Origin of the sequence: Gaoshiqia sediminis, assembly GCF_025907915.1 — a bacterium.
Classification (GTDB): Bacteria; Bacteroidota; Bacteroidia; order Bacteroidales; family Prolixibacteraceae; genus Gaoshiqia; species Gaoshiqia sediminis.
This window is the reverse complement of sequence record NZ_JAPAAF010000031.1, coordinates 39878-52221: the sequence shown is the minus strand read 5'-3', so window position 1 is coordinate 52221 and position 12344 is coordinate 39878. Positions and strand designations below refer to the sequence as shown.

Annotated in this window: 9 protein-coding genes; 2 read left to right on the top strand and 7 right to left on the bottom strand. The window is 49.1% G+C overall.

Annotation, left to right across the window (positions count from 1 at the left end; genetic code table 11):
- Positions 1 to 553 precede the first annotated feature (553 nt).
- The 6 genes from N2K84_RS15980 to nagB form a co-directional block, all read right to left on the bottom strand.
- Entirely contained in the window at positions 554 to 1933 is a 1380-nt protein-coding gene (locus tag N2K84_RS15980) for a SpoIID/LytB domain-containing protein (RefSeq protein WP_282592833.1), read from the bottom strand.
- The gene (locus N2K84_RS15975) at positions 1926 to 2945 is read right to left on the bottom strand and encodes a DUF4922 domain-containing protein (RefSeq protein ID WP_282592832.1); all 1020 of its coding nucleotides are present in this window, start codon (positions 2943 to 2945) and stop codon (positions 1926 to 1928) included. Before N2K84_RS15975 ends, N2K84_RS15980 begins: the two co-directional genes overlap by 8 nt.
- A gap of 67 nt (positions 2946 to 3012) precedes the next feature.
- Positions 3013 to 4467 (bottom strand): glycosyltransferase family 2 protein, encoded by a 1455-nt coding sequence (locus tag N2K84_RS15970; RefSeq protein WP_282592831.1) that lies wholly within the window; start codon positions 4465 to 4467, stop codon positions 3013 to 3015.
- Between the two features lie 4 nt (positions 4468 to 4471).
- Complete coding sequence (locus N2K84_RS15965) at positions 4472 to 5974, bottom strand: glycoside hydrolase family 10-like protein (RefSeq protein WP_282592830.1); 1503 nt, start codon at positions 5972 to 5974, stop codon at positions 4472 to 4474.
- A gap of 2 nt (positions 5975 to 5976) precedes the next feature.
- Positions 5977 to 7089, bottom strand: coding sequence for an acyltransferase family protein (locus tag N2K84_RS15960; protein ID WP_282592829.1), 1113 nt, complete (start codon positions 7087 to 7089; stop codon positions 5977 to 5979).
- A gap of 74 nt (positions 7090 to 7163) precedes the next feature.
- Positions 7164 to 9149, bottom strand: coding sequence for a glucosamine-6-phosphate deaminase (gene nagB / locus N2K84_RS15955; protein WP_282592828.1), 1986 nt, complete (start codon positions 9147 to 9149; stop codon positions 7164 to 7166).
- 184 nt (positions 9150 to 9333) lie between these two features.
- Between nagB and N2K84_RS15950 the strand changes: the two genes are divergently transcribed.
- Both N2K84_RS15950 and murQ read left to right on the top strand, forming a co-directional pair.
- Positions 9334 to 10167: a BadF/BadG/BcrA/BcrD ATPase family protein gene (locus tag N2K84_RS15950; protein WP_282592827.1), complete on the top strand. Its 834-nt coding sequence runs from the start codon at positions 9334 to 9336 to the stop codon at positions 10165 to 10167.
- 13 nt (positions 10168 to 10180) lie between these two features.
- A complete protein-coding gene (murQ, locus tag N2K84_RS15945) occupies positions 10181 to 10990 on the top strand; it encodes an N-acetylmuramic acid 6-phosphate etherase (RefSeq protein WP_282592826.1) in 810 nt (269 codons plus the stop codon).
- A gap of 433 nt (positions 10991 to 11423) precedes the next feature.
- Here the strand turns inward: murQ and N2K84_RS15940 are convergent, their stop codons facing one another.
- Positions 11424 to 12317: a sugar phosphate isomerase/epimerase family protein gene (locus N2K84_RS15940; RefSeq protein WP_282592825.1), complete on the bottom strand. Its 894-nt coding sequence runs from the start codon at positions 12315 to 12317 to the stop codon at positions 11424 to 11426.
- Positions 12318 to 12344 lie beyond the last annotated feature (27 nt).

Sequence of the window (12344 nt, the reverse complement as noted above, 5' to 3'; positions counted from 1 at the left end):
GGGATTTAGGGGTCAGGAACTTGGGCTGGACTTACAATATGATAGTTCTGAAAAAACTCATAGGACTTTTTGGACAGCCTCTTACACGCCGGATAAAATCCGAAACGCCCTAAGCCGGGAAAGCCAAGTACGGTCACGACACGGCGTGACCGACATGCCATAGCCACGTGGAAAGCCCATATCAACTAATCCTGCACCTGCCGGGAATGCCTCAGGCATTGGAAGCTTTTGAGAACATGTGCATTGAAAGGGTGAACTATATCTAAAAGCGATTTCCCTTAGCTGGTCTGATGTCCTCGGGTAAATAAGCAAAACTCGGTGATGGAAATTTTTTAAGTTCCTGTTATGAATAATCGCCTTCCTGCTGGATTTGTGATTTTTCCTGTTAACGGAAAGGCTCTTCGAGTTCATCTTTTTCAAGCCCTGTTCGCTTTTTTTGCTTCCCTGTAGGCTTTCTCCTTCCCCTGTTCAACTCGGATGGGGTAAAACCCTACTCGGGAAGCTTCAACTGTTACTCGTCTTATGTTTCCGGTTACCCGGACAGCCTAAAAAGCTACTCGGCGTATCGTTTTTTCAACTCGGCGCCCCTGAAATAATGTTTCAAAATCTGTTCGTAGCTGTATCCTTTTTCGCCCATCATGGCCGCCCCAATCTGGCAGAGGCCAACACCATGCCCCCAACCGGCGCCGGTAAGCACAAACTGCTGCGGAATGCCCTCCTGTTCATCCAGCTGGTCCACCACAAAAGCAGAACTGTACAAATGCGATTCCGACAACGCCCGGCGTATTTCCAGTTCCTTGCCAATGATCATCGTTTTGAGGGTTCCGGTTATCTTCAGTCTGATCAGTCGGCCAGAATATCCTCGTTCCATTGGCTCCAGGCTAATGATCTGTCCGAAATCGATTCCGGTTTTTTTGCGGATCAACGCCGAAAGCTCTTTTTGGGTGTAGCTTACCTGCCAACGATAAAAATCGGATGTGGCCTGGTCGAAATCGGGCAACACCTGAGCCAACACCTGTTGGTCGGTGGTGTTGCAAAAGGCTGGCGGACTGGAGCGGATCCAAGCGTCGGCTTGGTTTTCCTGTCGCAAATCAATCCCGGCAGCGGTGTCTTGTTCCGCGTCGGCAACATGCGTAAGATAGCTGTGCAGAACCGGTTCCCACACATTCTCGAAATTTTCGGAAATGCCACCACAGCATTTAGAGAAACGAGTGTCGCAAATCTCGTGGCGGGACATTAATACTTCGCCAAAAGTAGCGTCAATTGCAGCATTGGCCTTGTCGCTGATTATTTTAGTGATGCCCTGGTAGCGCTGGCAGTGGTCGTCGGCACAAACGTCGAACAGCGCATGATCTTCGCGATCGTACCAACGGATCAGCTCACCTTCGCTTTGTTGGGTGGTTTGGTAAACAGGTTGCTCTTTTTTCAGCTTTTTGCTTTTTGCAAGTTGGGCCAGCAGCCAGCTGCGCGAAATCACGGCATGGGCTTTCAGCAATTCGGGCGAGCTGGTGGCGCTCATCTCCGACGAAATCACCGAGCGCAGGTATTCTTCCAGCGGAACAATATTAATGGCCCGGACCTTTCCGTCTTCAACCATCAACTTCAGGCTTCCCCGAAACTGCAGATCTTGCTTCTGTTCCCAATGAAAATCAATTCCTATGGTAACGCCCTTCAACAAAAATGAACAATCGGGAGCGGGCGTCAAAAACAGAAATTCCTCTCCCTCTGCAAATACATGTTGTCCGGAGCGAAGAACTATCCAATGATCAACGATGGAAGCCTCAAGATTCGCGGGCGGCTGAATTCCATCAACGGTGTACTTTCCCTGCAATTCGATGCTGATTTCGGTCCCGGCCATGATGCCGACCTGGATGTTGGGCTGTGTGAACTTTTCGGTTTCGTTCGTCCGTGTGTCGGAAATTTCGCTATTCATACCGATCGATTTTATTCGTAAATTTCTCCCTGCCAAACGCCTGTTGGTTCCCGGGGAAGCCGTTCTTTATCCTGACTTTCAACAGGTCAAATTCATGTTGGTTGATGGTCACCTGTTGATAGATATCAGCCAGATTTTCGTTGGTGAGTTTGTCAAAATCTTCTTTTCGGGGAAGAATAACCAGGCCCGCCATTTCCACCGAGGCGGGACTCATCAATATCCGGGCAGGGCCTTCGGCAAAGTACTGCCAAGGGCGTTGCTGGTCGCGTGGGAATAACAGCGCCTGCCAACGTCCATCTTCAAAATTCACCAACAAATTGAGCATCGGTTCGCCCTCCTGCCCCCGTTCTTTCAGCGCATCCAGCGCTACGTGCAGATGGTGGCACAGGCTGACCGGCGAAGTTGATGAATAAAGCAATACATTCCGCAGAAAATCTTTTCCCAATGCATGAATGACGGTGGTTTCGTCTTGAAAGAGCAATTCACCCAACCGGGGAACAATGGTTTCCAGATCGTGATAAACGGGCAGCAAACGCTTGTTCCCGGCCTGAAAGTGAAAGTGATCGGGGGCAGAGGCGCCGCATTTAGGGCCGTTGTAAAAAACGGTAAAACCGGGCAATGCCTGACTAAGTTTCAGCATGTCGGCCAGGTAGGGTTCAATTTCCTGCGGCAAGTGCTCCTTCAGCGCCACCGTCAAATGCTGTGGAAATATGGGGTACGGGTTGATCAGGATGATGTATTTTCCCAAAAAGTCGATGCCCCGCTGCACCGCCGGGCGGTTGTCAGCACACAGAAAGCAAGCCCGTGCCTGTATCGATTCCGCATCGGTTTTGGCTCCTGACGAGCGGATCCGTTCCGGATTGAACTGGGCCATGATGCAGAAGCCATCAAAATGGAAAGTTTTGGATTCAACCTTTTCCAAACCAGTATAATTGGCTTTTGCCAATTCCCATTCCTGCGTTTGCCGGTCGATTAATTCGTTTACTTTTCGTTCCAGGCTTCCTTCAATCATATTTTCAGTCCAACTTCTCAGGTTACTGTTTCCAACCAGTGCTTTACTCAGCGATCCGTTTTCAAAGCTACTGGATTCGTTTATTAAGGTTCATCCGTGCCTTTAATTCGAAGGTGCGCAGGCTGTCCTTATAAGCGTTATGCGCATTCTGTTTGGCAATATCGAGCGAGGCATCGGAGTTGTCTTCCCAACGGCGGCAGCGGTAAATAGCTTCGTAAATGCGCCCGATTTTCCAGGTGCGCGAAATAGCCAGGCCAACACCGTAATCTTCGCCGTAACTGGTATTCGGAAGCCGGATTTCGCGCAGCACCGGGGTATAAAAAGCCCGCGGCGCCCCCAGCCCATTGATGCGCAGCGCGTTGTTGGGCCCGTTATCGGGTGTCCATTCTTTATGGTCGATCAATCCGGGCGGAATTTCTTCCAGCTTGAAGTTACACATCTGGTACGAACCGATCACCATGGCACAGTGCTCTTCATGAAATTTATCCACGATCTTTTGCAAGGTATTTTCATCGAAATACAAATCATCGCTGTCCAGCTGCACGGCAAAGCGGCCACACTTTTCATGAAACACGGCTTCGTTCCAGCAACCGCCAATCCCCAGATCAGTCCGCTCAGGAATCAAATGAATGAGCCGTTCGTCGTGGTATTGTTGCAATGCTTCGGTGGTTCGGTCGGTAGAATAATTGTCCACCACAATCAGGTTAAAAGAGAAGTTCGTATGTTGCGAAAGCACCGAATCCACCGCATCGCGGATGGTTTTTATGCGGTTGCGCACCGGAATGACGACCGAAGCCTCGACCGGAAAACCGTTAGCAAATTCTACCGCCTCAAAGTCAGGCGAAAGAAAAGCGCCGATCTTCTGCAGGTGAATCGTGCAGGCTTGTTCCATTTCCACTTGTTTTTCGCGTGAATTGGCGCTCACGTAATCAAACTGCTTTTCGCCCGACTGGCGGGTATCCGTTTCGACCATGGAAAACAGAAACTCGGGAATACGGACAATCTCTCCCATCCGGGAAGCAAGCAGGCGCAGGGCATAATAGCCAGCATGTTGCCAGTCGGCATAAGCGGCCTTCGCAAAGGTTTGCAGAACGTCTTTCCTGAAAAGCTGCACCGGCCCAAAGTTGAAATCGTCGCGCAGACTGCCCTTCTGGTAATCAATCACCGGATGATTGCTACGAATGCCCTCTTTCAGTTCATAATAATCGCTGTATGTCATGGCAGCCCCGCTGTTTTCGGCCAGTTGAACCAGTCGCTCCAATGCAAACCGGCCAATGTCCAGTTGCGTTGGATTTAAGGCAATGAAAGCGAAATCATGTGCAATTTTCCCGGCAAGTTGTTTCATGCAGCCGGTTGAAAACGGGCGGTCGGCAACCAGCACTTCAGCCTGGTCAACCGCTACCGGATGGGGTGAAATAACAACAATGCTGCCTGTCAGCGGCGATTGGCGGAGCTGTTTGATCGTTTCACGGGTTTCGGCCTGGCCGCTCCAAGCCAGGAAGCAATCTATCTTTTTTTGCATGGGATTACCATTTTAGGGTCACCGGTTTAGTGAGCTTACTCTCGTTATTCAGCCGGTCGAGGGCCGAAACCCGAAACTCAAACTTTTCCTTTTTGCCCTGACCTTTTTCCAAACGAATGCTGGAAGATCTTGTTATCAGCAGAATAAACCGAGGGTCGTTCGGGTCGAATTTTTCGCCAACCTTGTTTCTATACAAGATAAACCGATCGGTTTTATCCGTTTCGCTGCTAGGTTCCCGGGTTTTCCATTTCAGCTTACGGCCACTTTTCTTGAATTTTTGCGGTTGGACAGGGGTCTTGTTATCTATCCAACTCATAGGGGGAACAATTGCCGGATATTTGTATAATCGTTGTTGCAGACTATCCTGAAAACCCATCAAATCGCGGTTAAAATGTTTGGCACTGTAGAAGGCACTTCCTTCAATCCCCTTAATCTGACGTGTAAGTTCAATTTGCCGGGGAAGTTGATCGGCCTGCCGCCAGGCTTCAATTGCCGAGTTGCTTTCGGATTTATAAAGGGCATGACCAATGTACAAGGCTCGGCCATTTCTATTTTCGTTCCACCAGTTGCAAAGCAGTTCGAAATCAACTGCCGGATGCCCTATTTGCCAGTAAAGTTGTGGTGTGGCATAATCAATCCATTCTTTTTCCTGCCATTTCAGAATGTCAGCATACAAATGGTCGAAGTTGGTATTTCCGGCCATGGTCATCGATCCGCGCGGATCGTCGGCCTGGTTCCGCCAAACCCCGAATGGGCTAATACCAAATTTCACCCAGGGCTTGGTTTCTTTGATGGTTTTGGAAAGCAGCTGGATGGTCTGGTCCACATTGTCGCGGCGCCAGTCGTTTAGCTGATCGGGCCCGAAGCCGCGCGGCGTTTGATTGAAAGTGATCAGATCGGGGAAAGGCTCCCCGGCAACCGGGTACGGATAAAAATAATCGTCGAAATGAATGGCGTCCACGTCGTACCGGATAACGACATCTTTCACAACTTCGGCAATATATTGGCGGGTCTCGGGCAAAGCAGGGTTGAAATACAACTTGCCGCCGTAAGCGATGATCCACTCCGGATGTTGAAACGCGATATGATTGGAGGCCAATGGTTCATCCACCCGCTGTGCCACCCTGAACGGGTTAAACCAAGCGTGAAGCTCCATGTTCCGTTTGTGACATTCGTCGATCCAAAATTGCAGCGGGTCGTAACCGGGATGCTTCCCCGGAGTACCGGTCAGGTAGCGCGACCACGGCTCCAATTTCGAGGCATAAATGGCATCCGAAGCGGGGCGGACCTGAAAAATGACTGCATTCATCCCATGTTTTTTCAACAGATCGAGCATATCGATAGCTTCCTGCTGCTGCTCGGCCGCGCTCAAACCGGGCTTCGAGGGCCAGTCGATATTGTTCACGGTAGCGACCCAGGCTGCCCTGAATTCAAACTTTGGCGGCACCTCCTGCGCTGAAAGACAGCCCATTAGAAACATCGACAATAGCATAAACAATGTACGCATAGTTATATTTTTATGAAGATCTTTCTCCGATACAAAATAAGGCCTATTATCCAAAATAAAACAGCCAAATGCAAGGCAAAAAACAACGAGCCGTTTAATTCTCCGGCCCAAGGCACCAATAGGTCATGATAGATAAATCCCTTCAGTGAAATTTTACCTCCTTCGCCGTTCGACACCTGAATAAGCGACAGCAGATTGGCCCACACACCGGCCAGCACATAAATGAAGAGCGGGTTCATGCCGTACACCAGCAAGGGATGCGCCCACTTTCTCCAACCTCTCAGGTCGATCATCCAAATTAACACGGCCAATAAGATGCTAGCCAATCCACAGGTGTACAGCACATACGAGCTGGACCAGATGGGTTTGTTGATCGAAAAAAACGGGTTCCACAACAAGGCCAGGACAATGCCAACTACACCAAATCCAATCAGTTTGTAAACAGCATTCCGATGATCATGTTCACGGTCGATCAGACGGCCGGCAAAGAATCCGAACAACACATTGACGACGGAAGGGAGTGTACTAAGTAGCCCTTCGGGATCAAACGGAATACCGTATCCGCCGTACAAATGGCTTTCACCCAGCAGAAACAGATCCAGGCTTTTAACCGCGTTTCCCTCAAGCGTAAGCGGGTCTTCATTCCCGAAGATCAGCAAGATGCCCCAGTAACCCAGCAGCAAAAAGGCAGCAATGAGGTAATTCCACCGGATGTTGGTTAAAAGAACAATAAAAGATGCAAGGCCGTATCCCAGGGCAATACGCTGCAACACGCCCATGATGCGCAGACTTGAGAACTGAAAGTCAACAAACGGAAAGGCATTCAGAAACAAACCCAAAACAAAAATAAGTACGGTGCGACGAATAATTTTGAGGGTTAGCGCCCGGTTAAGCTTGTGTCCGAACTTTTTGAAGGAGTACCACATGGCAGTTCCCACGATGAACATGAAAAACGGGAAAACCAAGTCGGTTGGCGTACAGCCATTCCATGCTGAGTGCCGTAGCGGGGCATAAACATGGCTCCAGCTGCCTGGGTTATTCACAATTATCATTAAAACAATGGTCAGTCCCCTAAGCACATCCAGGGACATCAGGCGTTTCGCAGGTTGAGTCATATCCGATCGGTCATTGGTAATTAGTTGGTTGATAAGGGCTATTATTTCTGGCACCGCTGAAATAGTGTCGGCAATTACGGAAAATACCGCACGAAAGCCTCCATGGCTTCGTATTCGGCCATGCCCAGTTTGTTGTACAGTTCAGCGGTGGCATGGTTCCGGTCTTCGGCTCGCTGCCAAAACTCACGGGCATCGTCGCCCATGTACATGGCTCCTTCCTTTTGAGATTGATGCCTGAAAATTGCTTCCCGCTTTTTGTACAATTCTTCCGGACTGATCGGAACAGCCATCTCAATCTGGTCAATGTCCCACTCGTGCCAGGCACCGCGGTACAACCAAAGCCAGCATTCCTGCATCCAACTGTCTTCTTTAATTTCTTCCATCGCGTACAAAATGGCATCCAAACAAACGCGGTGGGTACCATGCGGGTCCGACAGGTCACCGGCTGCAAATATCTGGTGGGGTTGTATTTCACGCAGAAAATCTTTGACCATCTCCACGTCTTCGCTGCCCAGTGGTTTTTTTTGTACTTCACCCGTTTCATAAAAAGGCAAGTCGAGAAAATGAACGTTCTCACTTTTTACCCCGGCAAACCGACAGGCCGCCTTAGCCTCCATCCGGCGGATCAATCCTTTTAACATCCGCACATCGGGCAGATCAATATCACCTTCTTTCTTATTTTTCAGGAAAGAAATTGTTTTCTCGTATTGCTCGGCCTGCCGCTTGTTACCCGGGTCGTAAAAGTTTGTGTACAGGTTATGGAACGAAATAAACCGGTTGGCATATTCGTCCGACACAGCAATGTTTCCCGACACCTGATAGGCCACATGCACCTCGTGCCCCTGCTCCACCAAACGGATGAGCGTTCCGCCCATCGATATCACATCATCGTCCGGGTGCGGGCTGAAAATGACGACCCGTTTCTGAGGTGGGTACTTTCGCTCGGGACGGTTGGAATCGTCAGCATTTGGTTTGCCACCGGGCCAACCGGTAATGGTATGCTGAAGATCGTTAAACACCCGGATATTGAGCGCATAGGCCGATCCTTTATCCGAGATCAGGTCACTCAGTCCGTTGTTGGTGTAATCGTTGTTGGTCAGCTTTAAGATCGATTTTCCGGTTTGCTGGCACAACCATACCACCGCTTTGCGCACCAGCTGTTTCGAGCTCCAGTCGCAGGTGTCAACCAACCAGGGGGTTTTCACACGAGTAAGCTGCATGGCAGCTGCCATGTCGAGGTATATTTTGGCATTGGGGTGCTGTTGCAAATAGCTGGCTGGTACCTGTTCGGTCACCGGGCCTTCAATCGTTTTTTGCAGAATGCTGGTTTTCGCTTCGCCAAATCCCAGCAAAATCACTTTCCGGGCTTTCATGATGTTGTCGATCCCCATGGTGATGGCCCGTTGCGGAACTTTGGTCATTCCACCAAACCCACGGGCGGCATCCTGCTTGGTGATCGTATCGAGCACAATCATACGGGTTTTCGAGTTCAATTGCGAACCGGGCTCATTAAACCCGATATGGCCGGTGCGCCCAATGCCCAACAGCTGAATGTCAATTCCACCGGCATCAACGATTTTTTTGTCGAAGTCGCGGCAAAACTGATATACTTCGTTCAGCGATAAATCGCCGCGGGGAATGTACACGTTCTCCGGCAAAATATCGATTTGGTTGAAAAAGTGTTTGTACATGTATTGGTGATACGAATGGACAGACGCCTGCCCCATCGGGTAGAATTCATCCAGGTTGAAGGTGATCACCTGCCTAAAACTCAGTCCTTCCTCCCGGTGCATACGGATCAGTTCGGCATACACCCCGATGGGCGATGAGCCTGTAGGCAAGCCAAGCACACACATTTCCCCCTGGTTCACCTTCTCACGGATCTCGCTGGCAATTTCCCGGGCAGCAACCCGTGAAGCCTCGTCCGAATCATCAAAAATAACCGTTGGTATCTTTTCATATTTTGTCAACACATCCTGGTGGGCCATGTTTTTCGGTTTGTGATAAGTGGTACCGAAAAACAACGGGTTGTTTGAGGGGAGCTTTTTTCGTAAGTTCATAGCATTTAGTATTTTATTTACGAACCCAAAAACAAATCTAACGATATTTAAGTGAAAGAACAAGGCGTGCCGCATAGGTTTCCGGACGATCTTCGAGCCTGTAATTATTTCCATATATTTGTACCCCAAAACAAGCTATGACCATTCATTTCGCACACGATTCATCCCCCAAAAGCAAAACAAGATGAAGTTAATTGCCGACAGTGGTTCTACCAAAACTGACTGGATATTTTTCAATCCGTCAGGAGAAAGCGTCCGGGTTCAAACCTCCGGCATCAATCCGTTTTTCCGGTCGGGTGAAGACATTGAGCGTGAACTCCGTCAGGCGCTTCTCCCGATAGCCACCAAGGTGGAGACCATTTATTATTACGGTGCCGGTATTGTAAATGCCGAAAAAGCCTCGGTAATTGAACAGGCGCTCAACCAACTTTTCGGGCAGGCGCCCTGCCATGTTTACAGCGACCTTATGGGAGCAGCCCGCGCAGCCTGCCAGCACGCAGCAGGTATTGCCTGTATTTTGGGCACCGGCTCAAACGCTTGTTATTACGATGGTAAAAATGTGATTGACAATATTCCTCCATTAGGCTTTATTTTAGGCGATGAAGGTAGTGGCGCCGTGATGGGCCGCAACCTGCTGGGCGATTTTTTTAAGAAGGTGATGCCCCCTGATGTGCGGAAGAAATTCGAAGGGCGCTTTCAGTTAACCAAAGATGAGGTATTGAACCGCGTGTACCGGCAGGAGCGGCCAAACAAGTATCTGGCTGAATTTGCCGTTTTCCTTTCCGAAGAAATAAATCACCCCTGGTGCCGGGAGTTTGTGCATACGAACCTCACCGCTTTTATCCGCAGAAATGTATTGATGTTGCCACTGGCAAAAGAATTGCCCGTTAATTTTGTAGGTTCAGTGGCTTTCCATTTTCAGGAAGTACTGAAAACGGTACTGGAACAGGATGGCTTGACACCGGGCCGAATTTTAAAAGAACCAATTGACGGATTATTAGCCTATCACAGGCATTAAAAAATCTGACGCGATGATCAACATTACCGAATCAAGTTCCCTTTATGACAACCTCGAAAACCGATCGGTAAACGAGTTATTGAATGGCATTCATGAAGAAGACCGGAAGGTTTTGCCTGCCGTTAAACAGGTAATCCCGCAAATTGAGAAGCTGGTATTGAGTTTGGTGGAACGGATGCAAAAGGGAGGACGACTGTTTTATATTGGGGCCGGCACCAGCGGCCGGCTGGGCATTTTAGATGCCTCGGAAATTCCGCCAACCTTTGGCGTAGAAGATGGATTGGTGATCGGGATTATTGCCGGAGGTGACCGTGCCATCCGTAAAGCTGTGGAATCGGCCGAAGACGACGAAACGCTGGGATGGAAAGAATTGCAGGCGTGGAAGATCAATGAACTGGACACTGTGGTGGGTATTGCCGCATCGGGCCGCACCCCATTTGTGATTGGCGCCGTAAAAACGGCCCGCGAACAAGGAATCCTGACCGCTTGCATCACCAACAACCCGGGTTCGCAACTGGCTGCCAGCGTGGACATTCCCATTGAAGCCATTGTGGGGCCCGAATTTGTAACCGGTAGCACACGCATGAAAGCCGGCACAGCCCAAAAACTCATCCTCAACATGATTACCACCACCCTGATGATCAAATTGGGACGCGTAAAGGGCAATAAAATGGTAAACATGCAGCTGACCAACCAGAAACTGGTACTCCGCGGCACACGCATGATTATGGACGAACTGGGCTACGATCAGGATCGCGCCCGCCGCTTATTGCTGATGCACGGATCGGTCAGCAAAGTACTGGAAGCCGAAAAGCGACGATAAAAACCTGCCTTCCCACAATCGAAAATACAAAGCCTCCATCTCTTCAGTCTGAGGATCACGCCAATTCGTTTCTACATGGCTGACTGGACTTTACGTTAAAAGTAAAACATACTTTATTTATTCAAAAAAATACGTGCAGGTGTATTGATTTTTTGATATCTTTGCCACGAAATCGAAAGTATTTGTTTGGTAACACCCGTTACCGGCAAGTACTGAATCAAGTGGCAAACCGGAAAGCAATTTCCGGCAAGCTCATGGTTTAATAGGTTTAGTTGGTTTAGGTTAGTTCCCGGGAGACCGGGGCGGAAAAGGCAGTCAGAGGACTGCCTTTCTTTTTTCGAATGAATCATCCGAAGACTTAAATGCATCATATATCATTCCAATAAAAAAGCCCGGCTCAAACGAACCGGGCTTAAAATATTTGCAAATATCGCTACTTGGCATATTCGGCATTGTTCAGGAACTCGAAACTTTTCTCCACGCTTACAATTGGCTCGAAATTGTAGCGTTCCACTTCCACAATATAATCTTTCATGCCTGCTTTTTCGGCAGCCTCGAATGCCGGCTGAAAGTCCATTGTGCCGCTGGCTCCAAGCTCTTCCACATCTTTCACATGGTACAGTTCAAAACGCCCGGGATACTGATTGAAATAGTCCACCGCGTTCTTGCCGCCTTCCTGTATCCAATAAAGGTCGAGCTCGAACATGACTTTTTCGGGATCGGTATTTTGCAGCAGGTAATCATAAAAAATCACCCCATCAAACTCGGTAGTGAATTCGCGATCGTGGTTGTGGTAGCCAAAACGGATGCCGGCAACATTACATTTCTCACCAATCGCATTGTAATAATCACAATATAATTGCAAGGTATCCAGGCTACGGTACGAATCGGCTCCCATGGATGGTTTTACAATCCATTCGGCGCCAACCGCTTTGTGGGCTGCAATGCAGTCGTCCCACCATTGCATGGCTTGTTCCCATTCGCCTTCTTTCGGCAGGTTGATACCGGTGTGCGAACCACGCATGCTCATGCCGTTTTGTTCCAGCAAGCCCTTAAATTCGGCAGGTTCCATGCCGTAAAACTTACCATCGGCATAGCCGGCTGCTTCCACATAGGTGTAGCCAATTTCACCCAAACGGGCAATTGTGGCAGCGGCATCCGCATTCATGGCATCGCGAACCGACCATAGTTGAATACCAATGTTCTTTTTAGCTGGCGACTCTGTTTGCTGGCTTTTGGCATTTCCACAGGATTGAACAAACAGGGCTGAAACCGAGACTGTCATTAACAATAAAAAGACCCGGAGAGATGTGTTTACTCTTTTCATTTTACAGGTTTTAATAAATATTAGTTG

Bases quoted from the DNA above. Each gene is read 5' to 3' on its own strand.
- N2K84_RS15980 (WP_282592833.1), bottom strand. From the start codon at position 1,933: ATGAATAGCGAAATTTCCGACACACGGACGAACGAAACCGAAAAGTTC.
- N2K84_RS15975 (WP_282592832.1), bottom strand. From the start codon at position 2,945: ATGATTGAAGGAAGCCTGGAACGAAAAGTAAACGAATTAATCGACCGG.
- N2K84_RS15970 (WP_282592831.1), bottom strand. From the start codon at position 4,467: ATGCAAAAAAAGATAGATTGCTTCCTGGCTTGGAGCGGCCAGGCCGAA.
- N2K84_RS15965 (WP_282592830.1), bottom strand. From the start codon at position 5,974: ATGCGTACATTGTTTATGCTATTGTCGATGTTTCTAATGGGCTGTCTT.
- N2K84_RS15960 (WP_282592829.1), bottom strand. From the start codon at position 7,089: ATGACTCAACCTGCGAAACGCCTGATGTCCCTGGATGTGCTTAGGGGA.
- nagB (WP_282592828.1), bottom strand. From the start codon at position 9,149: ATGAACTTACGAAAAAAGCTCCCCTCAAACAACCCGTTGTTTTTCGGT.
- N2K84_RS15950 (WP_282592827.1), top strand. From the start codon at position 9,334: ATGAAGTTAATTGCCGACAGTGGTTCTACCAAAACTGACTGGATATTT.
- murQ (WP_282592826.1), top strand. From the start codon at position 10,181: ATGATCAACATTACCGAATCAAGTTCCCTTTATGACAACCTCGAAAAC.
- N2K84_RS15940 (WP_282592825.1), bottom strand. From the start codon at position 12,317: ATGAAAAGAGTAAACACATCTCTCCGGGTCTTTTTATTGTTAATGACA.